Origin of the sequence: Novosphingobium olei, assembly GCF_037076535.1 — a bacterium.
GTDB classification, from domain to species: domain Bacteria; phylum Pseudomonadota; class Alphaproteobacteria; order Sphingomonadales; family Sphingomonadaceae; genus Novosphingobium; species Novosphingobium olei.
On sequence record NZ_AP029021.1, the window covers coordinates 645367 to 671898 of the forward strand.

The following is a 26532-nucleotide window of genomic DNA, read 5'->3' on the forward strand; positions in this document are numbered from 1 at the left end:
CCCGGACGACGCGTTTCCATTCCCCCTTCTTGGACGCGTCGTCTTATTGGTCCGGAACCGCTCGTCGTGCGGTTCCGGACCTTTTTGTGCGCGGGATTCAGATGTGTGGAGAAACCGGGGCTGGCGTCAGCCGGCGCTGCCCAGCATGGCGGCGCGGATCTCGATGAAATCGGCGCGGATCGCCTGAAGCGTTGCAGCGTCGAAACGCACCGCGCTGTCGAGCACGCTCTTGCGCGCGGTCTGGTACATGTGGATCAGCGCAGGGCCAGTCGGGTTTTCGGGATCCACGCCCAGCTGCAGTGCAGTAAGCGCCGCGGTGGCGCGGGTGAGCGCAGCGCTCTTGGCGGCATTGTCGCCATGGGCTTCGGCATAGATCGCCCGGCCGATCGAGCCGGTGAGCTGTTCGAGGCACAGGTCGACCAGCTGCAACGACGTCGCGCCCTTGACCCGTGCATCGAAATCGACGCGGCGATAGGCTTCGCAAGGGTCGCGGTGGAGCAGCATCGTTCCCTCTCCGGCTTAGTTGGACTTGGCGTTCCAGGCGTCGATCTGGGCCTGGAGAAAGGAGAGTGTCGATTTGGAGCCCGAAAGCCTTGAATCGAGCCCTGCGTATTGCGTGACCAGTTTCTGGCGGAGTTCTTCCTGCTTGGTCTCGATGTCGCTCTTCTGCGTTGCAAGCTTGCTCTGCAGAGCCGTCATGCTGGTAATCGAACCGCCCAGCGAGTTGGCGTTGGAGGTCGATGTTACCGCGCGAGACATTTTATCCAGCGTTGCGTAGACACCGTAGAGGCCGGTCGTGAACATCTTGGCCGCACCGGCGGGGCTGCTCGACAAAGTTGCGGAAAGACGCGTGCTGTCGAGCGTGAACGTGCCGTCACGGTTGGTCTTGAGGCCAAGGTCGGAAAGGGTGGAAGGTTCGCCCGTTGCGGCATTCGGCATGACCTTGCTGAGCGCCAGCGAATTAAGCTGACGCCGCAGTTCGCGCGCGCCGGGGTTGTTGTTCAGTGTTCCCGACGTGGGATCGGTGTCGGTGTTGAGTTCCGAAACCATCGTGTTCAGCGCGGAGACGAGATCTTCCATGGCCGTCTGGATCGCGCTGGCCGGATCGGAGAAGGTGATCGTCGTCGGCGATCCGACGTTTGTTCCGGTGAGCTTCAGCGTGAGGCCTGGAGCGGCGTCGGTGATGGTGTTGGTGGTCGACGTGCGCGAGACGCCATCGAGGACATAGGCTGCGTCGGTAGCGCTCGACTTCAGCCGCGTGGCGTCACCCGCCGGGGTCCATGCCAGATTCGACAGGCCTGGATCGCTCGCGTCCTCGGTGGCTTCGATCTGGAAGGCGTTGGCGGCGCCGTCCTTGCCCTTGAGCACCAGCTGCGCACCATTCGAGCCGGTCGCGACGTAGGCGGTTACGCCCGCGCCCTTCGCATTGATGGCGTTCGCCACGTCAGCGAGCGTGGCACCCGATGCCACGGTCACATCAACCTGGGCACGGCTGCTGTCGGCGGTGAAGGTCGTGCCGGATATCGTGCCGAAGCGGAGTGTCAGCGTGCCCGAGCCGACGGTGGCGGTCGAGCCGCCGCTGATCGCGGGCGAGACCAAGGTCTGGCCCTTGGCGATCGAGGTGACCTCTAGCGTGGATGTGCCGCTGCCGGTAAGCGAGCCCTTGGAAACCGTAGCGACCGCACTGTTGGCGATCTGCGGGTTGACCGCCAGGTCGCCCGTGCGCACGCGATCGCCGAACGAGGAGGCGATCGTCGAGACCATGCTCTTGAGCGTGGATGCGGCGGAAATCTGCGTCGCGAGCTTGTCGCTGCGCGAGCTGATCTGGTCCAGTCGCGACGCGAACTGCGCGCTGGCAAGCTGTTCGGCAAGGCTCGCGGTATCGATGCCGCTGCCGCCGCCGAGCGCGGAGACCAGCTTCGCCGTGGCCGAGCTGGACGAGGTGGCCGAGGTCGTCGAGGTCGAAGTCGTCGAGGTGGTGGTCATACGTCCTAGAACGGTTGGCGGGCGAAGCTGTTAAGCGCCGGCAGGGGGTTTTGCATCGCGTTTTTCGAGGCGCCCTTCGGCATCGAAGCGCAGTTCGATCGGCACGTCGATGCGCGGGCGGGCGGGGGTTTCGCCGCGCTTGAGCGAGAGCACGAAGGCAAGCACCGAGGCGACCGCGCCGTACAGCTCTTCGCGGATCGTCTGGTTCTCGCGCGTGGTGAAGTAGACCGAGCGGGCGAGCGCTGGATATTCGAGCGTGGGGACGCGCAGTTCGGCGGCCAGCTCGCGCATCGCCAGCGCCTTTTCACCGCGACCCTTGGCCAGCACGATCGGTGCAGGAGCGCGATCCGGGTCATAGGCCAGCGCCACCGAGAAGTGCGTCGGATTGGTCACCACGAACTGCGCATCGCGCATCGCCTTCTGCAGGCCGCCCATGGCAATATCGCGCTGGCGTTGCCGGATCGCCGCCTTGCGTTCCGGACTGCCTTCGCTTTCCTTGTGTTCGTCCTTGAGCTCCTGAAGGCTCATGCGAAGACGCAGGAAACGGCGCACCCACTGGATCGGGAAATCGATCAGCGCGATGATGGTGAGCCCACCGCCGAGCGCGAACAGCAGCGCGAGAAGGGTATTCCAGGCATAGGTCAGCTGGCTGACGACCTCGCCGCCGCCCAACCCGAGCAGCGCGGCAAGCCGGCCGTGTAGCCAGCTCCAGGCAATCGTGCCGAGCAGCGCCAGCTTGGCGATCCCCTTGCCGATCTCGATCCACCCTTGCGGACCGAGCATGCGCTTGAACCCGCTCATCGGATCGATGCGCGAATATTTTGGCGCAAGGTTGGCCGCGACCCAGCGGCCTTCGCCGCCCGGTCCCAGCTGGGCTGCGAGCGAAAAGAGCAGGATCAGTCCGCCAAGCACGAACACCGGCGGCAGCACGGCTTCGAGCGCCTGGATGATCAGGGTGCCGGGCGTGAAATCGTCGAGGCTGGCGCGATCCCAGACCAGTCCGCGGCGAGCGGTTTCGCCCAGCGCGGTGAGCACCCAGGGGCCCGCCAGCCTCATCCAGACCGCGCCGATGAGGATCGAAACAGCCGTCGTCAATTCGCGCGAGCGAAGGACGTCACCGTTTTTTGCAGCGTCCTTCTTGCGCTTGGCACTCGGGGCAAAGGTCTTTTCACCGGCGCTTTCGGCCATGGTTTCAGCGCTCCATCAGCGAGGCGCTGTGCGCGACAGCGGTGTGGGCGAGATCGGTGAGGCGATCGGTGACGAGCGGGGCCGAGGCGATCATGGCCAGCAGACCCGCCAGCACGCTTGCCGGAAGCCCGAGTGAGAACAGGTTGAGGCTGGGCGCCGAGCGGCTGATCACGCCGGTCATGACCTGAACCAGCAGCAGCAGCAGCGTGACCGGAAGCGCGATGACCAGCGCCGTGCTGAACATTTGCGTCGCAAAACCCGCGACTTGCGCCATGTGACCGGCGGAAAACCACGCAGTGCCCGGCGGGAAGGCGTGGTAGCTTTCGACCAGTAGCGAGAACCAGTCGAGATGGGCGCCAAGGCCCAGGAACAGCACCGTCATCACGACCGAGAAGTATTGGCCAAGCGCGGGCGAATGCGCGCCGCTTACCGGATCGGCCGTCGTCGCGATCGAAAGGCCCATGCCGCCGCCGATGAGCTCTGCCGCGATCAGCGGTGCGGCAAAGGAAAACTGCAGCACGAAGCCCATGGCCAGGCCGAGTACGGTCTCGTTGGCAATGGCGAGCATTCCGGCAAGCGAGAGAAGGTTGGGCGGTGCTGCAACATTCGTCCACCCACAGACGAGGACCGCGAGCGCGCCCGTTGCCATGACGCGCACCTGTGGTGGAACGGTGGTCGCCCCGAACAGCGGTGCGGCAAACAGGGCGGCGGCGATGCGGGTCATCACGAAGACCAGCCGCCAGAACTCCCCTTCCAGCGCGCCAAAGCCGAAGTCGAGCGCGATCATCGCCGATCAGCGTCCGGTCACGGCGATCTGGGCGAAGACATCCTTGAGGAAATCCCCGACGAGCCCGAGCATCGCTCCACCGAGCAGTACCAGCACCAGCGCGGTGATGGCAAGCTTGGGGACGAACGTCAGCGTCTGTTCGTTGACCGACGTCGCGGCCTGGATGATGCCGACGACAAGACCGACGGCAAGGCTGGCGAGCAGGACCGGGGCAGCGACCAGCGCTGCAACCCACAACATGCGGTCGGCAAGGCCGAGCAGGGCGGCGGTATCGTCCATCAGCCGAAACTCGACGCAAGGCTGCCCATCAGCAGCGCCCATCCATCGACAAGGACGAAAAGCAGCAGCTTGAACGGCATCGACACGATCGTCGGGCTCATCATCATCATGCCAAGGCTCATCAGCACCGAGGATACGACAAGGTCGATCACCAGGAAGGGTAGGAACAGCATGAAGCCGATCTGGAAGGCGGTCTTCAGTTCGCTGGTGACGAAAGCCGGCAGCAGGATCGAGAATGGCACGTCGGCGCTGCTCGCGAACTTGGGCGCATGGGCCATGTCGGCGAACATCGACAGATCGTGCTCGCGCGTCTGGCGGATCATGAACTTGTGGAATTCGGCGCCGGCGTTGGCGATGGCCTGCTCGGCATTGATCGTGCCGGCCGAATAGGGGTTGATCGCGGTCTGGTTCACCTTGTCGAGCGTGGGTGCCATCACGAACAGCGACAGGAACAGCGAAAGCCCGATCAGCACCTGGTTGGGGGGGGACTGCTGCAGGCCCAGCGCCTGCCGCAAAATGCCGAGTACCACCAGAATGCGGGTGAAGCTGGTCATCATCAGGATCAGGCTGGGCAGGATCGTCAGCAGCCCCATGATCAGGAGCAGCTGGAGCGACATCGAAAGGGTGCCGCCCGACTGCGCGCCAGCAAGCTGGCCGAACGCGCGATCAAGCGCGCCGGGGATGGCAGCGGCGGTCGAACCGGGTGCCGCTGCCGGAGCGGCGGCGGGCGCGGCGAATGCGGTGGCAGGCAAAAGCAATAGGGGCAGAATTACAGCGGCGCGCAGATCACGAAGACGCATGGCTTCAAACCTCGTCCGCGGCGCGGTCGGTGCGGGCCGGCGCTTCGGCGAGCGGGACAAGACCCGTCTTGCTCGCCGAGACGAGGATCTCGCGCCCGCGGAATTCGATCACGGCAAGGCGGAGCGTGGGGCTCAACATCTGCGTCTCGACGATCTTGACCGAGCGGGCGCCGGTGGTGGTGCCGAACTTGCCTTCCATCCGCTTCGCGAACTTGAGGCTAGCCCAGGCAAGGCCGCCTATCAGCGGCAGCAGGATGACCAGCTTGAGGATGTACCAGAGCATCAGGCAGCTTCCCCGCGCGGCGCGACCTGCTGGCCGACCAGTTCCACGATACGCAGGCCGAAGCGATCACCTTGCGCCACGACCTCGCCACGCGCGATGAGCTTGCCGTTGACCATCACGTCGAGCAGTTCGTCGGTCAGCCGATCGAGCATGACGACGCTTTCCTCGGCAAGCGCGAGAACGTCCTTGAGCTTCATCTCGGTCCGGCCGAGCTCGACGGTCAGGCGGACATCGACGTCCTTGAGGAAATCGAAGCCGCGGGTCTGGAAGGTCATCTATGCCTCTTTTTCAGGAAAGCTGGGTGAGCTGGACGGCGACGCGGTCATCGACCGCGCCGATGCTGCCGTGGGCGACCGTCCGGTCGGCGACGCGCAGCGGGATGGAACGGGCGATCGGTACGGAAAGCACCTGCCCGACTTCGAGCGCCGAGAGCACCGAGAGCGGCAGCGCCACATCGACGAGCACCGCCGTGACCGGCAAAGGCACATCGGCGTAGGGTGTATCTTCGGGCGAAGCCGGCTTGATCCGGCGGGCGGGCTTGCGGGGGGCGTTTTCGTGCTGGCCGAAAAATTCCGCGAGCATCGGCATCGGGATCGCGAGCCGCATTTCCCACGGCGTGCCGCCAGGTTCGGTGACCGACAGCGTCAGCACGGCGAGGCGGGCTTCGGCACTGTAGGGCTGCAGCTGCGCAAGGTTGCTGTCGCGCGCGATCGCAGTAATGGCCTCGGCCGTGCGCAGGCCGGTGGCAGCGGCAAACTGGTTGGCGAGCACGGCTTCAATGCGTTGCACCATCAGTTCGGCAGAAAGCGGCAATTCGCGCGGAAGAGGGTGGGGGGCATGGCCGGGGCCGCCAAAGGCGCGGTCGACAAGGCGCAGCGCAACTTCTGCGTCGATCGCCGAGAGCAGGCGTCCGCCCGTGCCCGCCACGCGATAGATGCTCCAGGCGGCAAGCCCCGGAACCCGGCCCGCCAGATCGTGAAGCACGAGCTCTTCCGGGGCCGCGCATTCGACCATCGGCGGTTCGCCACCCAGCAGCAGCGCAAGCGCGCCCCGCATGGACCGCGCCATGCGCTCGCTGGCGCGCGCCAGCGCGGGCAGGAGCTCGGCCGGGCCCGGGCCGGGCCGCACCAGCTCCGCCGCATGGCGGGCAAGAGGCCTTTCGGCGATGAGTGAGCGTTCGGGCTGCATCGTCAGATGTTCGTGCTGTCCGTCGGAAAGTGGAAATTCACTGGACGATGAAGGACTTGAAGTAGACGGCATCGACGCCGCCAAAGCCTTCGGTCTGGGTCAGGACCTTGTTGATCGCAGCGGTCATCCGCTTCTGCAGGCGATCCTTGCCCTGGCTCGACTGGATGTCGGTTTCGGGCGTTTCGGCGAGCACGTCGAGCAGCGCCGAGCGGATCGCCAGCTCATGCTTCTGCAGCCACAGGATCACGCGATAATCGCGCCGGGTCGAACAGGCGACCGACAGTTGGACGAGCGCGTCGCTGTCCTTGAGGTTCGAGGTGAACTCGTCGGCGAAGCTGTAGTAAACGGTACGATATTCGCTACCGCCCTCGCCTTCGGTTTCCTTACCCTCGCCGCCTTCGCCTTCGCCTTCCTTGGCTTTGGGCGCGAACGGATCCTCTTCCCCCTTCTTGATCAGCTTAGGGCGATTGTCTTCCTTGACTTCCTTTTCATGGCCGCCGCCGATGATTCCAGCCGCGACGAGGCCGTAGGCACCGCCGCCACCGATCGCGAGCATCCCGACTGCCACGCCGATGATCATCATCTTGCCGCCGCCCTTCTTCTTGGCCTTGGCTTCCTTGTCTTTCTTCTCGCTCATGCTGGATTCCCGAAAGGTCTAACGGCGCGGATCAGGCGAAGATGCCGTGGCGCGAATTGTTCTGCGGCGTTGCGGTCGTGGCGCGATCGCGCGTGGAAGGGCTGGCGGTGCCGGCGGTTGCCGTTCCGCGCGTTGCGGGCTGGCGCGGATCGCCTTGCCCGGCCTGCGCGGCATTGCCCTGGCTCTGGCCGTTCGCCCCGGTGCCGGCAGCGCCCGCGTCGGCAAGCTGGGCCTGCTGCGATTGCTGCGACTGGCGCGCCGTCGCTTCGTTTCGGTTCGCATCCTGCTGGCTGGCCGATGCTTGCTGGCCGGCGGAGGCGGCGGTCACGCTGGCCGATGCTACCGCCGGCGCAAAGCCCGGGTCGCTGCTGGACATGGCGACGGAAAGGCCGTCCTCTTCGGCCTTGAAGCGCAGCGAGACTTTGCCAAAGTCGGTATGGTTGAGCGCGACCGCTATCGGTGCCGCCGAACCTTCCGCGTCGGTCCGCGCACGGGCGATCGCGTCGACGAGCGTGCCGAAGCTCACCGGCTTCTGCACAGTCTGGTCGTTCGGCGCAAAGGCGACCTGGGCATTGTTGCTGGTGGTCTGGATCGGCGTGGTTGTGCCCGGTGCCACAGCGGTTTGCGCGGTCGCGGAAGCGTCCGCCTGCGTTTCGGACCTCGTGGCGCCAGCCTTGTCGAGCTGGCTGCTTGTTGCCGCAGGCTTGTTGTCGCTCTGGATGGCATCGGCCACCCGGGCTGGCAGGGCCTTGTCGGGGGTGGCGGTCCGGTCTTCGCGCTGCGAGCCAGCGGTGTTGCGGGGCGATGCGCCCGGACTGTCTTCCGCCTGGATCGCCTTGGCTGCCACGATGACCTCGGATGCCGGGGACTCGGCCGGCATCGGGACGTCTTCGCGGGATGCCTCGGGCAATCCGGTGCGGCTTGTCGTCGATGGCGCCGTCGTCGTCGCGGTCTGTGTTGCGGCAGACTTGAAGGTCTTCGCGGTGACGCCTGGTTTTGCTTCCGGCTCTGCCTCGGTGATGGTTCGCGTGTCGGTGGCGGGAGCCGTGGCCGTGGCATTGAAGGTAGCAGAGGCCCCAGCCTTGGTAGCTTGTCCGTCAAGCGGGGTTTCCATTGTCAGCGCGATCGCCGTGGTGTCCAACCCTTTCGCGCTTGGCGTTGCCGCTTCTTCCACGGTCGTGGTGACCTTGGGCGGAAGCGTCGTGGCGAGGGTCTGGACGCCTGAAGGGGCCGCATTGGTCGCTGATGGAGCGGAAAGCGTCGTCGTCGGTGCCGACAGGATTGCACGTGCCAGTTGCGCCGCGGCTTCACCTGCAATCGGGAGAGCTGTCAGCTGGGCCTGGACGAAATCAGTGGTTTCGTCGGTGGTCGCATCGTCGGTCGTCGCGTCCGCTTGGATCGTGGATGAGGGCATGCGTGCAGGGGCGGCCCCTGAAAGCTCAAGACCTGACTGTCGCAGTTGGCCGGTGGCGGCAACGGCGGCGGCAAGGCTCTGCCGGGCGGCAACGTCCTGCAAGCCTTTGCCGCCGGTCGATCCTTCGGGATTCAGCGCCTGAGCGTTGACGAGCGCCTCGGCAAAACCGGGCGAATTCGGGCTTGCGGTGGCGGAATTCGTGGTTGCACCGGCGGTCAGCGCCGCAAGGGTATCGCCGAGGGAAATCGTGTTTGCGGCATTGGCGGCAATCTCGACCATGAAACGGATCCTCCTCAACGATCTGACAGGACACACTCTTCAAGATGCGTGCCAGTTTGGGGCATCGGTCCGAAGTCGCTCAGCTTTCGTCGCGATTGCGACGTTGCGCCGCTGCCGGGGCCGCATTCGATTGCTGCAGCCGAGCGATGCGCCGGGCCTGCTGTTCGGCGCGATCCTGAACGGCAGCGCGGCGACGTTCGGCCTCGGCGGCTTCGGCCGCCCGCGCATCGGCGATCGTGCGAGCCCGCGCGACATCGCGTTCGTTGCCCGAAGCGATCCGCTCAAGCCCGCGGACGAACTTGTGCAATTGCTGCAGCGATCCGGCATCGGTTGCATCGCCACGCGCACCGTAATCGCTCACCAGCGTGCGGGTACGGTGGCCAAGGGCTTCGAGCTGGGCGAGGGTGCCTTCGGCCTTGCCCGCCTCAGCCAGCGCGGTCCGCCGCGCCACGTCACGAATGCGTTCCAGCCTTTGCAACCGCGCGAGACGGGCGCGCTCAGCCTTCATGGCCGAGCAGGCGGGTCAACGCCGCGATGCTGGCATCCATTGCGATGACTTCGCGCTGGCTCTGGGAGAGGAAGCCGCTGAGCGCGTCATGCATGGCAATCGCGCGATCGAGCTGGGGATCCGTGCCGTTGCGATAGGCGCCCATCAGCACGAGGTCGCGGTTCGCCTCGTAGGTGGCGACCAGAGCGCGGAACTGCCGGGCGAGCTGCTGATGGTCTTGCGCGGTGATATCGCTCATCACGCGGCTCAACGACGCGGCAATGTCGATGGCGGGATATTGTCCGCGCTGGGCCAGATCGCGCGAGAGGACGATGTGACCGTCGAGGATCGAGCGGGCCGTGTCGACGACCGGATCGTCCTGGTTGTCGCCATCGGCGAGCACGGTGTAGAGCCCGGTGATCGAACCGCCGCTCGCCGCGGAATTGCCGGCGCGTTCGACCAACTTGGTGATCGTAGCGAGCGCAGAAGGGGGGTAGCCACGTGCCGCGCCGGGCTCGCCCAGCAGCAACGCGATCTCGCGGCCGGCGTGGGCGACGCGGGTAAGCGAATCCATGATCAGCAGCACGCGCTTGCCCTTGGCGCGAAAGTATTCGGCCATGCTGGTTGCCAGCATCGCACCGCGAATGCGCAGGTTTGGCGCATGGTCGGCCGGCACGGCGACGACGACGCTGCGCTCGCGCTTGCTGCCGTGCATGTGGCGTTCCACGAAATCGGAAACTTCGCGCGCGCGTTCGCCGATCAGCCCGACGATGACGATCTCGGCCTCGGCGCCATGGGCGATCATGTCGAGCAGCACGGACTTGCCGACGCCTGAACCTGCCATCACGCCGATGCGCTGGCCTACGCCGAACGTGGTGAGCGCATTGAGCGCACGTACGCCTGTGTCGAAGGCAAGGCGTACCGGCGAGCGGTCGAGCGCGCCGGCGCGTATGCCGCCCGAAGGCCATTCCCGGCTCGCTTCGATCGCTGGGCCCCCGTCGATGGGCTTGCCTTCGCCATCGACGGCGCGGCCCAGAAAGGCTTCCCCGACCGGGAGCATGCCGGGCCGTCCTTCGGGCCGGACGCGCGAACCCGGGCGCAGCAGCACCGTGTCTCCCAGCAGCATCATCAGCGTGTTGCCGTTGCGAAAGCCGATGACTTCGGCGGCAAGCGAGCCCGCGCCGTGCGCGATCCGGCATTGCGTGCCGATCGGCACAGACAGCCCGCTTACTTCCAGCAGGCCACCGTCACAGGCGGACAGCAGGCCGAAGCGGCGCGGGGAAAAGTCTGGATGCGCTTCGGCGAAGCGGCCGAGCATGGGAATGGCGGGGCTCAACATGGCCGTGTTCAGCATTGCCTGAGCGCGTCCTCGATGGCCCGGCGCCACTGCTCGGGGCCATCCTCGACGCCGCCATGCGCGCCTTCGACGCGGATCGCGCCGCGTTCCAGCGCCGGATCGGGCTCGCAGTGCCAGGCTTCGGGAAGACGGGCATGAACCAGGGCCAGGTCTTCGGGATGAAGCCGGATCACGCGTGCATCGTCGGCTCTCGCCAGCATCGCGGCTGCGGCCGAAACCCTGCGTCCCAGCGCTTCCGCATCGGTCGCGACGCCCGCCAGCAGACTGTCGCATAACGCGAGAACCGTCTGGCGCAGGCGATCGTGCAACTGGTGGACAAGCGCTTCGTCCATGCGCACGAGCGCCGTCTCGATGCGGTGGCGCGCGGCATCGGCCTCGGCCTGTTCGACTTGCGCAGCACGCCGCGCATCCTCCGCCCCTTGCGCGTAGCCGTCGGCGAAGGCCTGTTGAACGGGATCTTCCTCGGGCTGGGCGGCTCCACGCGAAAGCGAGGCCGTCTCGATCGCGGTGCGCTCGCCCGCGGGCACGAAGCGCGCGTCGCGGGCAAAGGGGCCCGAACCGAGGCCGATCAGGTCGGCAAGGGCGTGTGCGCGTGGCGTGGATAGGGCGAACCGATCATGCAGCATCTCAGACATAATCGTCGTCGCCCGCGCCGAACACGATCACGCCTTCGGCCGACAAACGGCGGGCGGCGGTTATGATCGCCTTCTGCGCCTCGATCACTTCGGCCATCTTCATGCGACCGCGCCCCGCGATTTCGTCGCGCACGCCGTCGGCGGCGCGGCTGGACATGGCACGGAAGAAGCAGTCGCGCTGTTCTTCCGGAATGCCCTTGAGCGCGGCGATGAGCGTGTCGGAATCGACTTCGCGCAGCAGCGATCCCATCGACTTATCGTCGAGCACGTAGAGGTGCTCGAACTTGAACATCTCGTTTTCGATCGCCTTGGCCAGGGCTTTGTCCTGCTTGGCGATCTCGGGCATGACCCGCTTTTCGACCGCGCGGGCGGCCGCGTTGATGATGTCGGCGGCTTCGCGCGGGCCACCCATGGTGAGCGCGGCGCGGCCGTGGCATTCGGTGATGCGCCGAGCGAGCATCTCTTCCAGCATCACAATCGCCTCGGGCGCGACCGGGCCCAGCGTGGCGATGCGGTGAACCACCTGCGTCTGGATCGCGTCCGGCAGGGCGTGGAGGACCGCAGCGGCCACCTCGGGATCGAGCTGGACCAGCAGCACTGCGATCGCCTGCGGATGTTCATCGCGAACCAGCGGCACCAGCACCTGCGGCGTCAGCCAGCGTGCCAGCTCCAGTGAGCTGGTGGCGCTCGCCGCTTCGGGGGCGATGCGCTGCATCAGGCTGTCGGCCTTCACTTCTCCAACGGCGCGGGTCATCAGCGTGCGCACCTGGCCCACGCGATCATGCGCGGTCAGCCCCAGCTTCTCGGTCTTTTCGACAAAGCCAACGATGGCCTGAGCGATGGTGCGGGGTCCGATCTCGCCCAGCGCGCACATCTTTTCGCCGAGAAGGCGCAGTTCGCCAGGTTCGAGCTGGGACAGCAGGTGGGCCGCCTGATCGTCGTCCAGCAGCATGACCATGACGGCCGCGCGTTCGGGATCGCTGATCGTCGCGTCGCCCTCGATTGCGCTCATTTCGCTCATCGCGCGCCTTCCTCTTCAGGTTCCCTGAGCATCTGCCGCAGCGCTTCGACCGCGCTGTCCGGCTTTTCTGCGACCAGCCGCTGGGCGAGGCCGACCTGGGCGCTCAGCAGTTCGGGGTCGATCTGGCCGGTGGCGGGGTTGGTGAGCTGGGCCGGCCGCGTCGCCGCTCTTGCCCCTTCGACACCCTCGCCATCTTCGTCACCATCGCCCGCTTCGGCATCTTCATCTTCGTCGCCAGCCTTGCCCTTCTTCTTACGCGCCTTGCCGCCTGCCGCGGCGGGATCGCGCTTCAGCGCCTTGATCAGCGGCCGCACACCCAGCAGCAGCGTCATCAGCACCGCCAAAAGCGCCACCACGTTGCGCAGGATCGTTGCGAACCAGGGCGTTTCCCAGAACTTGGGCGGGGTCACCACAGCTGGCTGGAAGCTACGCACCGCCACGGCCACCTGATCGCCACGGGTCGTGTCCGCGCCGACGGCGGCGGAGACGAGCTGCTTGATCTGTTCGATCTCCGCCGGCTTGGCCTTGGCCATGATCGCGCCAGACAGCGCGACCGCGACCGAAAGCCGCTTGATCTTGCCGGGCCCAGCGTTGACCACCGCCACCTCGCGGCCAAGTTCATAGGTCTTGGTCGACGAACTTTCGCCGTTGGTGGGTGCAGCGCTGGGGGTTGCCGCCGGAGTCGGCGTGGCTCCCGGCGCGCCCGGCTGGGGCGTGGTCGGTGGAGGCGGGGTGTTGGAGAGAACGCCGGGCACGCCAGCGGCCGCACCTGCCCCAGAAGACTGGGAAGCGGACTGCGATTCCTGGCGGACCGCACCGTTCTTGTCATAGCTTTCGCGTGCCGACGTGGTCTGGTCCATGTCGAGCTCGACCTGGATCTCGGACGAAAAGTTACCTTCGCCGAGCATCGGGGTGAGGAGGGCGGAAACCTGCTGGCGCAGCTTTTCTTCCATCCGTCCCTGCATCTCTAGCCGATCGTTGTCGCCCGGCTTGTCGGACGACAGCAGCCGGCCGTGCTGGTCGATCACGCGCACCGCATCGATCGAAAGGCCCGGCACCGAGGCAGCGACCAGGTTCACGATTGCGGCGACCTGGCTGTCGGACAGCTGTCGACCGCGGGCGAGTTTGACCATGACCGAGGCCGACGGTGGCGAACTCTCGCGCACGAAGACCGACTTTTCCGGTTCCGCAAGATGGACGCGGACGGCCTCGATCCCGTCGATCTGCATGACCGTCAGTTCCAGCTCACGTTCGCGCGCGGCTTGCAGCCGTTCGCCTTCGACCGTGCGGCTGGCGCCCATCGGAAGCTTGTCGATCATCTGCTCGCCCGTTTCGGGCGTGGCGATCGCACCGTCGGAGGCGGCGACCATGCGGGCCTTGTAGAGATCGTCCTCGCCCACCGACAGGGCGCCAGTGGCGTTGTCGATGGTGTAGGGGATCGACGCCTTGTCGAGCGCCGCGACGACTTGCGCGCGTTCGCTGTCCGAAAGGTCCGAATACAGGACGCGTTGCGGTGCAGGCGCCATGGTCAGCCACAGGAGACCCGTGAGCCCCGCAGCGGCGACACCGCCGAACCATGGCAGGGCACGCCGCACCGGCGGCTGGCCCATGAACTGGCCGATGCGGGTGAGCACCGGGCCGCCGGCCGGATCGGTCAGCGGCGCAAGCAACGATGGTGCCGGTCCTGCCGGCAGGGTGCCGGAGGACGCGGGAACGAGATCCGCCATCTATCAGATCCCCATCCGCATGATGTCCTGGTACGCGGACAGCAGCTTGTTGCGGACTTGCAGCGTGGCTTCGAAGGCGACGCCGGATTCCTGCCGGGCGAGCATGACCTTGGCGACGTCGGTGACTTCGCCCTTTTCATAGCCCTCGCTCAGAACGTCGGCTTTCTGCTGCGTCGCAGAAACCTGTTCCAGCGCGGACTTGAGCGCACCGGTGAAGCCGCCAGCTGGAGCGGTACCACCGGTTTCGGCGGTCGCATCGCCCGGGTTGCGGATCTGCTGCAGCAGCTGCGAGCGTTCGACGATCTGCTGGCGCAGGGCCATGATCTGCTGAACGCCGGTTGCGCCGCCAATGGCGCCGATGCCGCTCATCGCCTGCCTCCCGCAGCGAGCCCGCCGAAGGCGATGCCGGCCTCACGAAAGCTGGCCAGGCGATAGCGCAACGTGCGTTCCGAAATGCCGAGCTGGCGCGCCGCGGCGACACGGCTGCCACCGCATGCTTCCAGCGTGGCGAGGATCGCGCGCGCTTCGGAAAGCTGCACGATGTTGGACAGCTTTCCGCCAGCCGATGCCGTCTCGGCCTGCGCCTCGATTCCGGCAAGGCGGACGGCGCGGTCGAACGCGATGTGCTCGGGGCCGATCTCGTGGGCTTTGCCGGCAAGGACTAGCGCGCGGCGGATCACGTTCTCCAGCTCGCGCACGTTGCCCGGCCAGGCGTGGCAGGCGAGCATCGCGATTGCAGCGTCCGATAGCCAAGGAATCGCCTGCCCGGCGGGCACGTGCCGCAGGATCATCGCAAAGGCGAGGGGGGCGATGTCTTCGCTGCGTTCGCTCAATGGACGCAGGGCGAGCGGAAAGACGTTGAGGCGGTAGAACAGGTCAGCGCGGAAGCGCCCCTCTTCCACCTCGAGCGGCAGATCGCGGTTGGCGCAGGCGATCACGCGAACGTCAACCTTGACCGGGGTGGTCGCACCGATTGGAACGACTTCGCCTTCCTGCAGCGCGCGCAGCAGTTTAGCCTGGAGCGACAGCGGCATCTCGGCGATCTCGTCGAGCAGCAGCGTTCCACCGTTGGCGGCGCGGAAGAAGCCTTCGCCAGCGGCATTGGCACCGGTGAAGGAGCCCTTCTGGTGGCCGAACAGCATGGCCTCGAGCATGGTCTCGGGCATGGCGGCGCAATTGATCGCGATGAACGGCTTGTCAGCGCGGGGGGAGCGCTCGTGGATGAAGCGGCTGAGGACTTCCTTGCCGGTTCCCGTCGGACCGTTGATCAGGACGGGAATCTCGCTTGCGGCGATGCGTTCGGCAAGCGCCAGCACCGAAAGGCTCTCGGGATCGGCCGCAATCGGCGCGCCCGGCGCCGAAGCACAGGCCATCAGCGCGGCCAGCGCGCCGGGCGATGCGCCGTCGGTGTAGCGAAGCACCAGGCGCTGACCGCCGGCGAGGCGGGCGATCGAGCAACTGTCCGCGCGCTCAAGCATCACAGAGGATCGCCGCGGGTCGGCAGGGATCTTGTCGGAAATGTCCCGCACTTCCACGCAGGCGCCGCCGAAGCTTGCCGCGATGCCCGTTGCACGTTGGACCAGCGGCGCGTGCAGACGGCTCGCCGCATCCGAAATGTGCAATCGTGTTTTCCCGCGACTCATCTTCTGAACCCCCGTCTTAACCATGTCTTCCGAGGGTCTTTTCGCGCGAAAACGTCAAACGGGCCGGAACTTTAAGCTGCGGGGTTTCCCCTAGTGTCAGCCCTGATGTCCGGCAGATTCCGGCAGGCGGCACCCTTAAACCCGGCAACTTTCTGCCGGTCTTACCCCCGACGGCCAGATCCATCGACGATCGGGCAGTCTTTCGGGAACGATCTCACTGGAGAGAAAAAATGGCGGTTATCAACACCAACATCAGCGCCATCAAGGCTGCCAACGCCTCCAACTCGGCTGGCAAGATGGCGGCAACGGCAATGGAGCGTCTGTCGACCGGCAAGCGCATCAACGGCGCCAAGGACGACGCAGCCGGCCTCGCGATTAGCACCACTATGACGGCGCAGATCAAGGGCATGAGCCAGGGCGTGCGCAATGCAAACGACGGCATCTCGCTCGCGCAGACGGCGGAAGGTGCGCTCAACGAAGTGACCAACATGCTGCAGCGCGTGCGCGAACTGGCGGTTCAGTCGGCTTCTGGCACGTACCAGGATTCGGACCGCGGCTACATGGACGCGGAAGTCCAGGAACTGTCGACCCAGATCAACAATGTGCTGACCAACACCAAGTTCAACGGCAACGCCGTGTTCGGCACCGCCGACAGCACTTTCACGATCCAGGTCGGTGCCGACACCAGCGATACCGTCGACATCACCAGCAAGGGCATCGCTGCGGTTACGTTCGATGTTAGCACCTCGGGCGACGCGACCACCTCGATCGGTGACGTCGACACCTCGCTCGGTGAAGTGAACGCCGCGCGCGCTTCGTTCGGTGCAGGCCAGAACCGCCTCGAATCGGTCGTCAACAACCTGAACGACAACATCACCAACCTGTCGGACGCGCGTTCGCGCATTCAGGACACCGACTATTCGGCCGAAACCACCGCGATGGCCAAGGCCCAGATCCTGAGCCAGGCGTCGACGGCGATGATCGCGCAGGCCAACCAGAGCCAGCAGAACGTGCTGTCGCTGCTGCGTTAAGATCGTCCAGAGTAATCGCCTGTCTCCACCAGGCGGCCCGGACCCGGCGATCCCCCGATCGCCGGGTTTCGGGCCGTTGGACATGCGGCATTGCCATGGCCAAGCCGCTATGGCTCGCAGTGCGAGTCGGCGCGAATTTTATTGCATATAATTAACAGTTTAGAGCCATCTGGAAATAAGTTGCCCGATCGCCGTCTCGGTTTTGGCAATCGATTGGCCCACCATCATGGCGGAAATGCGCGGAAATCCGTTCATCTCGCCTGCGGCTCGCCTCATCCCGAAATTATGCCATTGTATATGCGCGTAAATCTCGGAATTTTCTTATCGACATCGAAGCGACGCGGGCGCCGCACCTCTCTTCGACAGTTTCGGGGGTTAAGAAGGATGGCAAGAGCGCAGAGCGTGGTGGAGGTCGGATGCGGAGCCGTTGGTGCGACGTCTGCGGATCTGTCTGAATGTCCGGCGCAAGGGCGTCTGTCTGGCCTTGCCTCCGAACTCGAAGCGCTGGTCGGTGATGTCCGGAGCCGCCTTGCCTCTACATCGATCGATGGCGCCATCGATGCTGCCGATCAGGCACGCACCGCGTTCAACGCCGAAGAATTGACGCTCGGGATCGCCAAGAAGCTCTATCGCGATCGCCGCAGACGCGCGGAGATGTTCGATGCGGATCTGTTCGGCGAACCGGCCTGGGACATGCTTCTCGACTTGTTCATCGCCGCTTGCGAGGACCGTCAGGTTTCCACGACGAGCGCATGCATCGGGGCGAACGTGCCCGTCGCCACGGGGCTGCGCTGGATCCAGCTCCTCGAAAACCAGGGTCTGATCGCCCGCAGGGCGGACCCGCGCGATGCCAGGCGTGTGTGGATCTCGCTTACGGCTTCGGCTCGCCGGCGCTTGCGCACCTACTTTGCAAGCAGCCTTCAGCAACCGGGCCGGCCGGCGAATGCGGCCGGCGCGGCGGCTTGATCAGAAACCTGGCTCCCGGGAGTCGCAGCGCTGCGGCCTGCACAGTTCACAGTGCTTTCGCGGGGCGCTGAATTTACTGTGGGCCCCGCCGTACGATTGCGAGCGAGCGCTGGCGATCGCGGGCGATGGCCGCAATCGCTGCGGAATTAATTGAGCAGCAGGATCGACATGCGGCGGTTGCGCGGATCTGCCGGGTTGTCCTGAACCAGGGGTTCCTTGTCGGCAACGCCCTCGATGCGGTGGAAGCGGGATTCGGCGATGCCACTGCGCATCAGCGCCTGACGTGTCGCTTCAGCGCGGCCGGCGGAAAGCGACCAGTTGTTCGCCGCGTCTCCAGGCTTCCATTGCAACGAGTCGGTATGGCCGCGCACGGTGAGCCCTGACACGTCGGTGGACAGCACCTGTCCGATCGCGGTGACGAGTTCGAGCGCGTCGGGCGTAAGGATGGTGGTGCCCAGCTGGAACATCGAGAACTTGGCATCGTCGACAAGGTCGAGGCGGATGCCTTCCGGCGTCATGGTCATGCGCACCTGGCGCGACAACTTGCGCAACTTCTCGTTCGCGGCGAGCTTCTGCTGCAGCTTCTGTTCGAGCGCAGCCGTGCGCTTGACCTTCGACCCGCCGTCCTTGGCACCGCCGGTGGCATCGCGCGGGATGGTCAGGCTCTTGGTGCCGGTCTGGCCGGCGCGATGCTGATAGCTGTCGGCATCGGTCAGCGAAGATCCGCCGAGCAGGCCATAGGAGCCGGCGCTGCCTTCCTTCATCTTGACCAGAGTGGGCGTGAAGTAATCGGCGATGCCCTTGCGCTGCTTTTCGGTCGTTGCACCGAGCAGCCACATCAGCAGGAAAAAGGCCATCATGGCGGTCACGAAGTCGGCATAGGCGACTTTCCAGGCGCCGCCGTGGTGGCCGCCGGCAACCACGGTGATCTTCTTGACGATGATCGGCTTGGGCGGTTCAGCCTTGCCCTTGGGTGCCTTTGCCATCGCGAGCCGTCCTTCTTAGCGACCGCGCAGCGCGTCGAGCAGTTCGGAAAGCCCGGGGCGGAAGGCATGGCCGAGACCCGATCGCGCGCTTTCGACGACGAGTGGCTGCGGCCAGCCATGAAGGCTCGCGATGATGACTTGCTTGACGGCCTGGAAGATCATCTCGTCCTGATCGAGCACCTGCTTGAGCCGGCCCGCCAGCGGTGCGACCATGCCATAGGCGAGCAGAACGCCCATGAATGTGCCGACTAGCGCCGAACCGATCATCGCGCCCAGGATCGAAGGCGGCTTGTCGATCGAACCCATGGTCTTCACCACGCCGAGCACCGCGGCCACGATCCCCAGCGCGGGCAGCGCGTCGGCGAGGCCCTGCAGCGCGTGCTGCGCTTCGCTTTCTTCGTGGAAGTGCGTCTTCATCGCGTGGTCCATCACGTCCTCGACCGCGTGCACTTCAAGCGTGCCCGACGACACCACGATCAACGTCAGCGTATCGCAGATCAGCGCGGTGAGCGCGTGGTTGCCAAGCAGGCGGGGGTATTCGGCGAAAATTGGCGAATTCTTGGGATCGGTAACGTGACTTTCCAGGGCGACGGGGCCGTCGGAGCGGAGGATCTTCATCAACTTCGTGCACAGGACGATTGCGTCTATGTGATCCTGCTTGTTGTGCTTGGGACCCTTGAACACCTTGCCGAAGCCGGCGCCGATGCCTTTGAGTTCATGGAGCGAGTTGCCAGTGATGGTGGCGCCGAGCGCGGCGCCGCCGATGATCAGCATTTCGTGCGGAATCGCTTCCATCACCGGGCCGAGCGCGCCGCCGGTGATGGCGAAGCCGCCGAAGACCATCGCCAGAAGAACAACGATGCCGATGCCTGCGTACATGTCCGGGCAAGCCCTCTGGGTCGATTACTTGAGAAGGTCGAAGAGCGACAGGCTGGCAAGCTTGGTAAAGCTCGCCTGGCTTGCCTGAAGCACGGTCGACAGCTCGCTTAGGCGGGTCAGCGCCTCGGTCAGGTCGGTCGTGCCAAGCGTCGATTGCTCTTCGGAGCGGGTCTCTCCCATCACTTGCTGGCGCTGGGTGTTGAGGTCGATCCACGAAAGCCGTGCGCCGAGCACGGTCTGCGTGGTGGTAATGGAGTCCAGCCCATCGCCGAGCGTTGTCAACGCGGCGTTGGCAGCACTGGCAGCGCCGGTCCCGCCCGTGGTCAGCGTATCGGCAAGGCCCTTGATCGTGGCGAGCAGATCCTTGGACGTGCCGCCCGACTGGAATTCGAGGAATTCGGGGCCGGTGAAGCTGCGCGCCACCGATTGCCCATCGCCCAGCGAAAGCTCGCCAGCGCTGCCGCTGCCGATATAGCTGGCGTTGCCCGCGCTATCGAGCTGGTAGGCATTGCCGGCTGTATCGCCGCCGAAAAGCGCGTTGCCCGCGCTGTCGCGCGAATTTGCCAGTGCCACCAGGTTGCCGTGGATCTGGCCAAGTTCGGTGGCGATCGACTTGCGCTGGCTGTCGGTCAGCGTTCCGGTTGCCGCCTGGGTCGCCAGTTCCTTGGCCCGCGTCACGAAGCTGGCGAATTCGTTGAGCGCGGAATCGACGAGGTTGAGGTCGGCGGTCGCCCGGTTGGCCGCCGCAGTATCAATCTTGGCGATCGCATCGTTGCGCGCGAGCATCCGAAGGCGCGAAGCGGCCAGCGGATCGTCGGACGATGCGGTCAGCTTCTGGCCCGATCCGATCTGGCTCTGCAGCTGTTCGGCTTGCGAACGCAGTGAGGTGAGGTCGAGTGCGCCTCGGTCGAAGAAGGCGCTGGTGCTGGTGGCGAAGATCGTCATGGCGGGCCTTACCGGATGTTGAGCAGGGTATCGAACAGCGTCGTCGCGACCTGCATCACCCGGCCCGAAGCCTGGAATGCCTGCTGGTAGCGCACGAGGTTCACGGCTTCGGTGTCCAGATCGACGCCCGACTGCGCGGCAAGCGCGGTCTTGGCGGAATCCGAAATGGTCTTGAGCGCATCGCGCGTGATCTTGCGGCCGTTCACCGTGGCGGAGATGTCGAAGATGATGTCGTCCATCGCCACGGCGGGATCGTCGGCGTTGAGCGCACTCTGGAGTGAATCGAGGTTGGTGGTGTCCCGGCTGCCGGCCGCTGCACCCGATGCAGCAGTGGCGATCTTGCGCCCGTTCGCGGCGACCAGCGTGAAGCTTGCAGCAGTGGTGCCCGAGAAGATCGCTGCCCCGGGGTTGCCATCAAGGTCGCTGCCGGCTGCGTTGGCGGTGTTGACGGTGGTCACGATCTTGCCGGCGAGCGTGTCGAGATCGCCGTGGATTTGTGCGAGCTTGGACAGCGCCTGCTGCTGGCCGGCGAGCGAACCGCCCGACAGGGTAACGGCGGCCGAGCCGAGCGCGAAGCTCATCGTGCCGTTGCTTGCCGTAGTTGCGGTCAACGTCGTTGCCGTGCCGCCATCGACGAGCAGGGCGCCGCCCGACCCGCCGAGGCGGACCTGGACGCTGCCATCGGTTGCGAAGGTTGTCGCGACATCGCCGTACTGGCTGATCTGCTGGAGAAGGTTGTCGCGCTGGTCGAGCAGGGTCGTCTGGTCGCTGCTCGCATCGGCGGCGCGGGTCAGGCGCAGGTTGGTGCGCGCGAGCTCGGCAGCCATGCGGTTCACCTCGGTCACCCCCTGGTTCGCGGTGAACTGAAGGCCGTTGCCCACTGCATCGAGTTCCTGCGAGGCGATCTGGAAGGTGCCGGTCATGTTGCGCGCGGATTCGAGAACCGAGGCGCGCAGCGATGTGTCGGTGGGGTTCTGCTTGAGCTGCTGCAGCGCGCTCATGAAATCGGTCACCGAGCTGTAGGCGTTCGATTGTTCGATCGCCGCTTCGATGTTCTGCAGGCCGCTGACTTCGGCATCGGCCCGCGCGGTATCGGCGCCGGTGCGCCGCACTTCGGACTGGCGGAAGGCGTCTGCATTGCGCTGGATCTGGCTGACCCGCACGCCCGAAAGCGAAACATCGCGCGACGTGCCGAAATAGCCGGTCGAGGCAACTTCGGACAGCGAAGCGCTGCGCCGCACATAGCCGTCGGTCGATGCGTTGGCGATGTTCTGCGCGGTGACATCGAGCGCGATGCGCGCTGCTTTGGCGCCGCTGCGGCCGATCGAGAGCAGGTCGGAAGACATAGCTTCAGCCCTCCGTGGCTGACGGTGTGGCGGCGGTGGAGCCGGTGGTCGATGTTGCGGCCGCGCTGGTGGCGGCTGCGTTGCTCATCTCGAGCCCGCGTGCGAGCTGGGCCTCGATCTGGCGGGCGAGTCCGAAAGCACCGCTGTGGGCAGCTATCTCGGCAAACCTTTCATCGCGCATCTGGGTGAAGGTATCGTCATTCCCGCCTACGGGATTCCCCCCGAAGAGGTCCTTTTCCCCTCCGAAGCTGCCCTGCCGGGCGGCCGAGAGGATCTGGCGGACGAACATCGCCTCGAAGCCTTCAGCGGCCTGGCGCAGCTTGAGCCGCTCGGCCGTCTTCGCATCCTGCGCGGTGGCCGTCGTGTCGGTGACGGTGGAGGGAAGGAGCACGCTCACAGGATTTCCATCTCCGCCTTGAGCGAGCCCGCCTCCTTGAGCGCCTCGAGAATGGCGACGAGATCCGACGGGCTGGTGCCAAGCTTGTTGAGCGCATCGACCAGCGAAGAAAGCGAGGCACCGGGCTTGAACATCGCCACATGCGCTTCCTGTTCGGAGACGCTGATCTGGCTGTTGGGCGTGACGGCAGTCTGCCCGCGCGAGAACGGCCCAGGCTGCGAAACTTGGGGCTTTTCGTCGATCTTGACCACCAGCTTGCCGTGGCTGATCGCAGCGGGGCTCAAGCGGACGGCGCTGTTGATCACGACGGTGCCGGTACGGCTGTTGACGATCACCTTGGCGGCCGCCTCGGCCGGTGAGACCTGCAGCATCTCGATCGCGGCCATCGTGCTGGCGCGGCGGTCTGCGCCATCGGGCAGGCGCAGTGCGAGCGTCACGCCGTCTTCGACCGCCGCGGTGCCCGGATAGCGCGTGTTGATGGCATCGCGCACGCGGGCTGCGGTCAGAAAATCGGCCTGGAACAGGTTCCAGCGCAGGATCTCGCCCGTATCGAAACCGGTCGCGACCGCGCGTTCGACGCTTGCACCATCGGCGATGCGGCCCACGGTGGGCACGTTGACAGTCAGCTGAGATCCGTCCTTGGCGGTAATGCCGAGGCCGCCGACGGCAAGGTTGCCCTGCGCCATCGCGTAGATCTGGCCATCGGCGCCATAAAGCGGTGCCAGGATCAGCGCACCGCCGCGCAGGGACTTCGCCTTGCCGATCGTGCTCACGGTAACGTCGATGCGCTGCCCCGGCTTGGCAAAGGCGGGCAGATCCGCGGTAATCAGCACGGCGGCCGCGTTCTTGAGGCCGGGCGAGACGCCGGGCGGCAGCTGCACACCAAGGCGGCCGGAAACGCCGCGCATCGCCTGGGTAAGGTAATCGAGATTGTCGTCGCCCGTGCCAGGCAGGCCCACGACCACGCCATAGCCCGTCAGCTGGTTGGTCCGCACGCCCTGAAAGGCGCCCAGATCGCGCACCCGTTCGGCATGGGCGACCGGCGCAGCAAGCGGCGTGGCCAAGGTCATCAGGGCAAGGACGAGATAGAACAGGCGGCGCATGATCTTGGCTTCCCCGACGTCAGAACGGGCTGATTGCGTTGAAGAACTTGGACAGCCAGCCTTCGCGGCTGGCGCGGGTAACGGCGCCGTTTCCGGCATATTCGATGCGGGCGTCGGCGACGCGGCTGGAGGGGATCGAGTTGTCTCCGTCGATATCGCCCAGGCGGACGATTCCGGAGAACTGGACCCATTCGTTGCCCTGACTCAGCAGCAAGCGCTTTTCCCCCTTCACGAGCGCGGTCCCGTTGGCGCGGACTTCGGCGATGGTCACCGAAACCGAACCTCCCAGCGAGCTGGTCTGGGTCGCGTTGCCCTGTCCGTTGAACGACGATCCGCCCGAGGCTTTAAGGGCGTTGGGGTTGAGGAAGGACAGTGGGCCTGCGGTCGGCGGCACGATGTTGAAATCGCCGCTGCGCTGGGTCTTCGATCCTGCCGATTTCGACGTGGTCAATTGCTCTACCAGCACGATCGTCAGCGGATCTCCGACGGCGTGGGCGCGGCGCCCTTCGACGAGGCCGGCGTATCCGGCCGCCACGTTGAAGATCGCGCCGTTGCCCTGCGGCGCTGTGGGCGAGGGGGGCAGGGCAGGCTCGAAGCCTGGCGCCGGCTTTCCCTTGGCGTGCGCCGGGGGTGCGAGCCACATCCCGCCTGCGAGTGCAACGGCCGCAAGAAAGATGGTTGCCGGGCGCGGAAGACGGCGCGCCCGGCGGGGGACAAATACATCGTCGAATGCGGTGTCGAACGGCGCCCTGAACATCGTCACAGCGTCTGGTTCGCGTTCTTGAGCATTTCGTCCACGGCCGAGATCATCTTCGAGTTGATCTCGTAGGCGCGCTGGCATTCGATCATGTCGACCAGTTCTTCGACCACATTGACGTTCGATGCCTCGAGGTAGCCCTGTCGGATCTGGCCGCGTCCATCCTGTCCGGCGATGCCGACCTGCGCCGCGCCGCTGGCCGCGGTTTCGAGCAGGAAGTTGTCGCCCTTGTTCTGCAGGCCCGAAGGATTGGTGAAGCTGGCAATGGTGATCTGGCCGAGCTGGGTCGGTGTGCCCGAACCCGCCACCGTGGCCGAGACGGTTCCGTCCGGGGCGATCGTGATCGCGCTCGCACCTTCTGGCACGGTGATCGGCGGCTGCACGACATAGCCTTGCGACGTGACCAGCTGCCCTTCGGACGAGCGCGAGAAGTTGCCGGCGCGGGTGTAGGCCAGCTGCCCGCCGGGCAGCGCGACCTGGAAGTATCCGTCGCCGTCGAGCGCCAGATCGAGCGCATTGCTGGTCGATTGCAGCGAACCCTGGCTGTCGATGCGCGACGTGCCCTGAATGCCCACGCCGGTGCCGAGGTTGAGCCCCGTGGCATAGGCGGTTTCGCCGGAGGACTGCTGCCCGGCAACGCGGGCGTCCTGGTAGGCGAGCGTCGCGAAGTTCGCGCGGTCGCGCTTGAATCCGGTCGTACCGACGTTGGCGAGGTTGTTCGCGATCACGCGCATGCGCGTGTCCTGGGCTTCCAGACCGGTACGGGCGACGTGGAGGGCGGATGAAGGCATGGATCAGGTCTCCGTCAGGTAAGGCGCATCAGGGTGGCGCTGTTCTCGTCCACTTCCTTGGCCGTCGCGATCAGCTTGGTGCGCATGTCGAAGAGGCGCTGTGCCTCGACCATCTCGACAAGAATGGCGGTGGGATCGACGTTGGATTGTTCGAGGGCGCCGGTGTGGACTTTTGCTTCCTCGTCAGCCGGCAGCACGCCGCCGCCGACCACGCGGAACAGCCCGTCGAGTCCTTTTTCGATCTGGGAGCCCTCGAAGCTCGCAAGCTTCAGGCGGGCAACCTGCTGGGGCGGCGTGTCGGGCGTAGCGGGGTCGGCCACGAGCACCGATCCGTCGGGGCCGATCGAGACCTTCGATCCCAGCGGCACCGTCACCGGCCCGCTGTCACCGACGACGGGGCGTCCGTCGCCGTTGACCAGCAGGCCGGTCGGATCGATCGAGAGATCGCCCCGCCGAGTGTAGGCTTCGCTGCCGTCTTCGGCCTGCACGCTCAGCATCACCTTGCCTTCGAGCGCGATGTCGAGCGGGTTGCCCGTCTCGACGATCGTGCCCTGCTTCATGCTGGCGCCACGCACTTCGCCTTCGGTCATGGCGCGCGCTTCGAGGCTGGGGCCCTTCAGTGTGACGGGCAAGGCATTGAGCATTTCGGCGCGGAAGCCGGTGGTCTGGGCATTGGCCATGTTGCTGGCAATGACCCGCTGACGGACCATGGAGCCGCTCATGCCGGAATAGGCGGTGTAGATCAGGCGATCCATCGAAGCGGGTCCTCAGGCGTCAGGTGCGCAGGTTGATCACGGTCTGCGAGATCTGGCTGGCGGTATCGATCGCCTTGGCATTCGCCTGGAAATCGCGCTGCGCCGTGATCAGGCCGACCAGTTCCTCGGCAATGTCGACGTTCGAGCGTTCCAGTGCACCCGACAGGATGTCCCCGTACTGCCCAGCGCCCGGCTGGCCGTACGTCGCCGTGCCGGAGATGCCGGTCGAGACCCAGTTCGACGAGCCGACCTGCTTGAGCCCGGTCGGCGCGATGAACGAGGCGACCGCGATCTTGCCGACCACGGTATTGCTGCCATCGGCGTAGGAGGCGGTTACGTTGCCATTCTCGAGCACGGTCAGGCCCGCGAACTCCGCGCCGGCCGTGTTTGTCGAGGCGACGACGCAATCGGTCGGCGTGGTGCCCGTGACGTTGCCTGCGGCATCGGTCGGGAAAACCTGCAGCACGTTGTCCGAGCCGTCCTGAACCAGGCCATTCCCATCGAGAGAGAACGCGCCGTTGCGGGTGTAGTAGGTGTTGCCGGTGATAGACGACTTGGTCGTGAAGAAGCCGTCTCCGTTGACCATCAGGTCGAGCGCGGACCCCGTCTGCTGGACGGCACCCTGGGCAAAGTTCTGGGTGATGGATGTAAGCGTCGCGCCGATGCCCTGGATCTGCTTGGGATTGGTGAAGGCGCTGCCGGCCACGATGTCGGCGAATTCGGTACGGCTGCGCTTGAAGCCCACGGTTTCCGCGTTGGCGATGTTGTGGCTGATGACGTTCAGGTCTGTCTGCGCGTTCTTGAGGCCGTTAAGAGAGGTGTAGAAAGACATCGATCGTTCCTTGTTCTGATGGCGGCGAGGGGC

30 protein-coding genes are annotated in these 26532 nt (G+C 65.7%); 2 read left to right on the plus strand and 28 right to left on the minus strand.

Features of this window, described 5'->3' with window-relative positions; all coding sequences use genetic code 11:
- Positions 1–126: 126 nt before the first annotated feature.
- The 18 genes from AACH40_RS03005 to AACH40_RS03090 form a co-directional block, all read right to left on the minus strand.
- Positions 127–504 carry a flagellar protein FliS gene (locus tag AACH40_RS03005; protein WP_169492208.1) on the minus strand — a complete coding sequence of 126 codons (378 nt, stop codon included), beginning with the start codon at positions 502–504 and terminating at the stop codon, positions 127–129.
- 15 nt (positions 505–519) lie between these two features.
- Positions 520–1986 carry a flagellar filament capping protein FliD gene (gene fliD / locus AACH40_RS03010; protein ID WP_338644141.1) on the minus strand — a complete coding sequence of 489 codons (1467 nt, stop codon included), beginning with the start codon at positions 1984–1986 and terminating at the stop codon, positions 520–522.
- 30 nt (positions 1987–2016) lie between these two features.
- Complete coding sequence (locus tag AACH40_RS03015; RefSeq protein ID WP_169492210.1) at positions 2017–3174, minus strand: EscU/YscU/HrcU family type III secretion system export apparatus switch protein; 1158 nt, start codon at positions 3172–3174, stop codon at positions 2017–2019.
- Between the two features lie 4 nt (positions 3175–3178).
- Entirely contained in the window at positions 3179–3961 is a 783-nt protein-coding gene (gene fliR, locus AACH40_RS03020) for a flagellar biosynthetic protein FliR (protein ID WP_338644143.1), read from the minus strand.
- A gap of 6 nt (positions 3962–3967) precedes the next feature.
- Positions 3968–4240, minus strand: coding sequence for a flagellar biosynthetic protein FliQ (locus AACH40_RS03025; RefSeq protein ID WP_169492212.1), 273 nt, complete (start codon positions 4238–4240; stop codon positions 3968–3970).
- Positions 4240–5040 (minus strand): flagellar type III secretion system pore protein FliP, encoded by an 801-nt coding sequence (gene fliP, locus AACH40_RS03030; protein WP_338644144.1) that lies wholly within the window; start codon positions 5038–5040, stop codon positions 4240–4242. Before fliP ends, AACH40_RS03025 begins: the two co-directional genes overlap by 1 nt.
- A gap of 4 nt (positions 5041–5044) precedes the next feature.
- Positions 5045–5323 (minus strand): flagellar biosynthetic protein FliO, encoded by a 279-nt coding sequence (locus AACH40_RS03035; RefSeq protein ID WP_169492214.1) that lies wholly within the window; start codon positions 5321–5323, stop codon positions 5045–5047.
- On the minus strand, positions 5323–5598 hold the full coding sequence (gene fliN / locus AACH40_RS03040) for a flagellar motor switch protein FliN (RefSeq protein WP_169492215.1): 276 nt from the start codon (positions 5596–5598) through the stop codon (positions 5323–5325). Before fliN ends, AACH40_RS03035 begins: the two co-directional genes overlap by 1 nt.
- A gap of 13 nt (positions 5599–5611) precedes the next feature.
- On the minus strand, positions 5612–6511 hold the full coding sequence (locus AACH40_RS03045; protein ID WP_338644145.1) for a FliM/FliN family flagellar motor switch protein: 900 nt from the start codon (positions 6509–6511) through the stop codon (positions 5612–5614).
- 37 nt (positions 6512–6548) lie between these two features.
- Positions 6549–7148: a flagellar basal body-associated FliL family protein gene (locus tag AACH40_RS03050; protein ID WP_169492217.1), complete on the minus strand. Its 600-nt coding sequence runs from the start codon at positions 7146–7148 to the stop codon at positions 6549–6551.
- Between the two features lie 31 nt (positions 7149–7179).
- Positions 7180–8841, minus strand: coding sequence for a hypothetical protein (locus tag AACH40_RS03055; RefSeq protein ID WP_338644146.1), 1662 nt, complete (start codon positions 8839–8841; stop codon positions 7180–7182).
- A 79-nt stretch (positions 8842–8920) separates the two neighbouring features.
- Positions 8921–9349 carry a hypothetical protein gene (locus AACH40_RS03060; RefSeq protein WP_338644148.1) on the minus strand — a complete coding sequence of 143 codons (429 nt, stop codon included), beginning with the start codon at positions 9347–9349 and terminating at the stop codon, positions 8921–8923.
- Positions 9339–10667 (minus strand): FliI/YscN family ATPase, encoded by a 1329-nt coding sequence (locus AACH40_RS03065; protein ID WP_338645903.1) that lies wholly within the window; start codon positions 10665–10667, stop codon positions 9339–9341. The genes AACH40_RS03060 and AACH40_RS03065 overlap by 11 nt, the downstream gene beginning before the upstream one ends.
- Before the next feature lie 8 nt (positions 10668–10675).
- Positions 10676–11320 carry a FliH/SctL family protein gene (locus tag AACH40_RS03070; RefSeq protein WP_338644149.1) on the minus strand — a complete coding sequence of 215 codons (645 nt, stop codon included), beginning with the start codon at positions 11318–11320 and terminating at the stop codon, positions 10676–10678.
- The gene (gene fliG, locus AACH40_RS03075; protein ID WP_206069401.1) at positions 11313–12341 is read right to left on the minus strand and encodes a flagellar motor switch protein FliG; all 1029 of its coding nucleotides are present in this window, start codon (positions 12339–12341) and stop codon (positions 11313–11315) included. The genes AACH40_RS03070 and fliG overlap by 8 nt, the downstream gene beginning before the upstream one ends.
- Entirely contained in the window at positions 12338–14068 is a 1731-nt protein-coding gene (fliF, locus tag AACH40_RS03080; protein ID WP_338644150.1) for a flagellar basal-body MS-ring/collar protein FliF, read from the minus strand. The genes fliG and fliF overlap by 4 nt, the downstream gene beginning before the upstream one ends.
- Positions 14069–14071: 3 nt before the next feature.
- Positions 14072–14437: a flagellar hook-basal body complex protein FliE gene (gene fliE, locus AACH40_RS03085; protein WP_169492221.1), complete on the minus strand. Its 366-nt coding sequence runs from the start codon at positions 14435–14437 to the stop codon at positions 14072–14074.
- Positions 14434–15711 carry a sigma-54 interaction domain-containing protein gene (locus AACH40_RS03090; RefSeq protein WP_422394875.1) on the minus strand — a complete coding sequence of 426 codons (1278 nt, stop codon included), beginning with the start codon at positions 15709–15711 and terminating at the stop codon, positions 14434–14436. The genes fliE and AACH40_RS03090 overlap by 4 nt, the downstream gene beginning before the upstream one ends.
- Positions 15712–15941: 230 nt before the next feature.
- Between AACH40_RS03090 and AACH40_RS03095 the strand changes: the two genes are divergently transcribed.
- Complete coding sequence (locus AACH40_RS03095) at positions 15942–16742, plus strand: flagellin (RefSeq protein ID WP_338644152.1); 801 nt, start codon at positions 15942–15944, stop codon at positions 16740–16742.
- A gap of 384 nt (positions 16743–17126) precedes the next feature.
- On the plus strand, positions 17127–17708 hold the full coding sequence (locus AACH40_RS03100) for a MarR family transcriptional regulator (RefSeq protein ID WP_338644153.1): 582 nt from the start codon (positions 17127–17129) through the stop codon (positions 17706–17708).
- Between the two features lie 146 nt (positions 17709–17854).
- On the opposite strand, the gene AACH40_RS03105 is transcribed toward AACH40_RS03100, so the two are convergent.
- Genes AACH40_RS03105 through AACH40_RS03150 form a run of 10 tightly spaced genes read right to left on the minus strand, consistent with a single transcriptional unit; the run spans position 17855 to position 26499 of the window.
- Positions 17855–18694, minus strand: a complete 840-nt coding sequence (locus AACH40_RS03105; RefSeq protein WP_338644154.1) for a flagellar motor protein MotB — start codon at positions 18692–18694, stop codon at positions 17855–17857.
- 15 nt (positions 18695–18709) lie between these two features.
- A complete protein-coding gene (gene motA / locus AACH40_RS03110; protein ID WP_169492226.1) occupies positions 18710–19573 on the minus strand; it encodes a flagellar motor stator protein MotA in 864 nt (287 codons plus the stop codon).
- A 24-nt stretch (positions 19574–19597) separates the two neighbouring features.
- Positions 19598–20518: a flagellar biosynthesis protein FlgL gene (locus AACH40_RS03115; RefSeq protein ID WP_338644155.1), complete on the minus strand. Its 921-nt coding sequence runs from the start codon at positions 20516–20518 to the stop codon at positions 19598–19600.
- A gap of 8 nt (positions 20519–20526) precedes the next feature.
- Positions 20527–21864: a flagellar hook-associated protein FlgK gene (gene flgK / locus AACH40_RS03120; protein ID WP_169492228.1), complete on the minus strand. Its 1338-nt coding sequence runs from the start codon at positions 21862–21864 to the stop codon at positions 20527–20529.
- Positions 21865–21868: 4 nt separating this feature from the next.
- On the minus strand, positions 21869–22261 hold the full coding sequence (locus AACH40_RS03125; protein WP_338644156.1) for a rod-binding protein: 393 nt from the start codon (positions 22259–22261) through the stop codon (positions 21869–21871).
- A complete protein-coding gene (locus AACH40_RS03130) occupies positions 22258–23364 on the minus strand; it encodes a flagellar basal body P-ring protein FlgI (RefSeq protein WP_169492230.1) in 1107 nt (368 codons plus the stop codon). Before AACH40_RS03130 ends, AACH40_RS03125 begins: the two co-directional genes overlap by 4 nt.
- A gap of 19 nt (positions 23365–23383) precedes the next feature.
- Entirely contained in the window at positions 23384–24121 is a 738-nt protein-coding gene (locus AACH40_RS03135) for a flagellar basal body L-ring protein FlgH (protein WP_338645905.1), read from the minus strand.
- A gap of 2 nt (positions 24122–24123) precedes the next feature.
- Positions 24124–24912 carry a flagellar basal-body rod protein FlgG gene (gene flgG, locus AACH40_RS03140; RefSeq protein WP_169492231.1) on the minus strand — a complete coding sequence of 263 codons (789 nt, stop codon included), beginning with the start codon at positions 24910–24912 and terminating at the stop codon, positions 24124–24126.
- A 14-nt stretch (positions 24913–24926) separates the two neighbouring features.
- Positions 24927–25667, minus strand: coding sequence for a flagellar basal body rod protein FlgF (locus AACH40_RS03145; protein WP_338644157.1), 741 nt, complete (start codon positions 25665–25667; stop codon positions 24927–24929).
- A 19-nt stretch (positions 25668–25686) separates the two neighbouring features.
- Entirely contained in the window at positions 25687–26499 is an 813-nt protein-coding gene (locus AACH40_RS03150; protein ID WP_169492233.1) for a flagellar hook-basal body complex protein, read from the minus strand.
- Between the last annotated feature and the right edge of the window lie 33 nt (positions 26500–26532).

Excerpts from the sequence above, each read along its gene's own strand:
- AACH40_RS03005 (WP_169492208.1), bottom strand. The coding sequence starts at position 504 with ATGCTGCTCCACCGCGACCCTTGCGAAGCCTATCGCCGCGTCGATTTC.
- AACH40_RS03045 (WP_338644145.1), bottom strand. The coding sequence starts at position 6,511 with ATGCAGCCCGAACGCTCACTCATCGCCGAAAGGCCTCTTGCCCGCCAT.
- fliG (WP_206069401.1), bottom strand. The coding sequence starts at position 12,341 with ATGAGCGAAATGAGCGCAATCGAGGGCGACGCGACGATCAGCGATCCC.
- fliR (WP_338644143.1), bottom strand. The coding sequence starts at position 3,961 with ATGATCGCGCTCGACTTCGGCTTTGGCGCGCTGGAAGGGGAGTTCTGG.
- fliE (WP_169492221.1), bottom strand. The coding sequence starts at position 14,437 with ATGAGCGGCATCGGCGCCATTGGCGGCGCAACCGGCGTTCAGCAGATC.
- AACH40_RS03135 (WP_338645905.1), bottom strand. The coding sequence starts at position 24,121 with ATGTTCAGGGCGCCGTTCGACACCGCATTCGACGATGTATTTGTCCCC.
- AACH40_RS03100 (WP_338644153.1), top strand. The coding sequence starts at position 17,127 with ATGGCAAGAGCGCAGAGCGTGGTGGAGGTCGGATGCGGAGCCGTTGGT.
- AACH40_RS03050 (WP_169492217.1), bottom strand. The coding sequence starts at position 7,148 with ATGAGCGAGAAGAAAGACAAGGAAGCCAAGGCCAAGAAGAAGGGCGGC.
- fliN (WP_169492215.1), bottom strand. The coding sequence starts at position 5,598 with ATGACCTTCCAGACCCGCGGCTTCGATTTCCTCAAGGACGTCGATGTC.
- AACH40_RS03060 (WP_338644148.1), bottom strand. The coding sequence starts at position 9,349 with ATGAAGGCTGAGCGCGCCCGTCTCGCGCGGTTGCAAAGGCTGGAACGC.
- fliP (WP_338644144.1), bottom strand. The coding sequence starts at position 5,040 with ATGCGTCTTCGTGATCTGCGCGCCGCTGTAATTCTGCCCCTATTGCTT.
- AACH40_RS03025 (WP_169492212.1), bottom strand. The coding sequence starts at position 4,240 with ATGGACGATACCGCCGCCCTGCTCGGCCTTGCCGACCGCATGTTGTGG.
- flgG (WP_169492231.1), bottom strand. The coding sequence starts at position 24,912 with ATGCCTTCATCCGCCCTCCACGTCGCCCGTACCGGTCTGGAAGCCCAG.
- AACH40_RS03055 (WP_338644146.1), bottom strand. The coding sequence starts at position 8,841 with ATGGTCGAGATTGCCGCCAATGCCGCAAACACGATTTCCCTCGGCGAT.
- AACH40_RS03015 (WP_169492210.1), bottom strand. The coding sequence starts at position 3,174 with ATGGCCGAAAGCGCCGGTGAAAAGACCTTTGCCCCGAGTGCCAAGCGC.
- AACH40_RS03105 (WP_338644154.1), bottom strand. The coding sequence starts at position 18,694 with ATGGCAAAGGCACCCAAGGGCAAGGCTGAACCGCCCAAGCCGATCATC.
- AACH40_RS03115 (WP_338644155.1), bottom strand. The coding sequence starts at position 20,518 with ATGACGATCTTCGCCACCAGCACCAGCGCCTTCTTCGACCGAGGCGCA.
- motA (WP_169492226.1), bottom strand. The coding sequence starts at position 19,573 with ATGTACGCAGGCATCGGCATCGTTGTTCTTCTGGCGATGGTCTTCGGC.
- AACH40_RS03095 (WP_338644152.1), top strand. The coding sequence starts at position 15,942 with ATGGCGGTTATCAACACCAACATCAGCGCCATCAAGGCTGCCAACGCC.
- AACH40_RS03145 (WP_338644157.1), bottom strand. The coding sequence starts at position 25,667 with ATGGATCGCCTGATCTACACCGCCTATTCCGGCATGAGCGGCTCCATG.
- fliF (WP_338644150.1), bottom strand. The coding sequence starts at position 14,068 with ATGGCGGATCTCGTTCCCGCGTCCTCCGGCACCCTGCCGGCAGGACCG.
- AACH40_RS03070 (WP_338644149.1), bottom strand. The coding sequence starts at position 11,320 with ATGTCTGAGATGCTGCATGATCGGTTCGCCCTATCCACGCCACGCGCA.
- fliD (WP_338644141.1), bottom strand. The coding sequence starts at position 1,986 with ATGACCACCACCTCGACGACTTCGACCTCGACGACCTCGGCCACCTCG.
- flgK (WP_169492228.1), bottom strand. The coding sequence starts at position 21,864 with ATGTCTTCCGACCTGCTCTCGATCGGCCGCAGCGGCGCCAAAGCAGCG.
- AACH40_RS03035 (WP_169492214.1), bottom strand. The coding sequence starts at position 5,323 with ATGCTCTGGTACATCCTCAAGCTGGTCATCCTGCTGCCGCTGATAGGC.
- AACH40_RS03065 (WP_338645903.1), bottom strand. The coding sequence starts at position 10,667 with ATGTTGAGCCCCGCCATTCCCATGCTCGGCCGCTTCGCCGAAGCGCAT.
- AACH40_RS03150 (WP_169492233.1), bottom strand. The coding sequence starts at position 26,499 with ATGTCTTTCTACACCTCTCTTAACGGCCTCAAGAACGCGCAGACAGAC.
- AACH40_RS03130 (WP_169492230.1), bottom strand. The coding sequence starts at position 23,364 with ATGCGCCGCCTGTTCTATCTCGTCCTTGCCCTGATGACCTTGGCCACG.
- AACH40_RS03090 (WP_422394875.1), bottom strand. The coding sequence starts at position 15,711 with ATGAGTCGCGGGAAAACACGATTGCACATTTCGGATGCGGCGAGCCGT.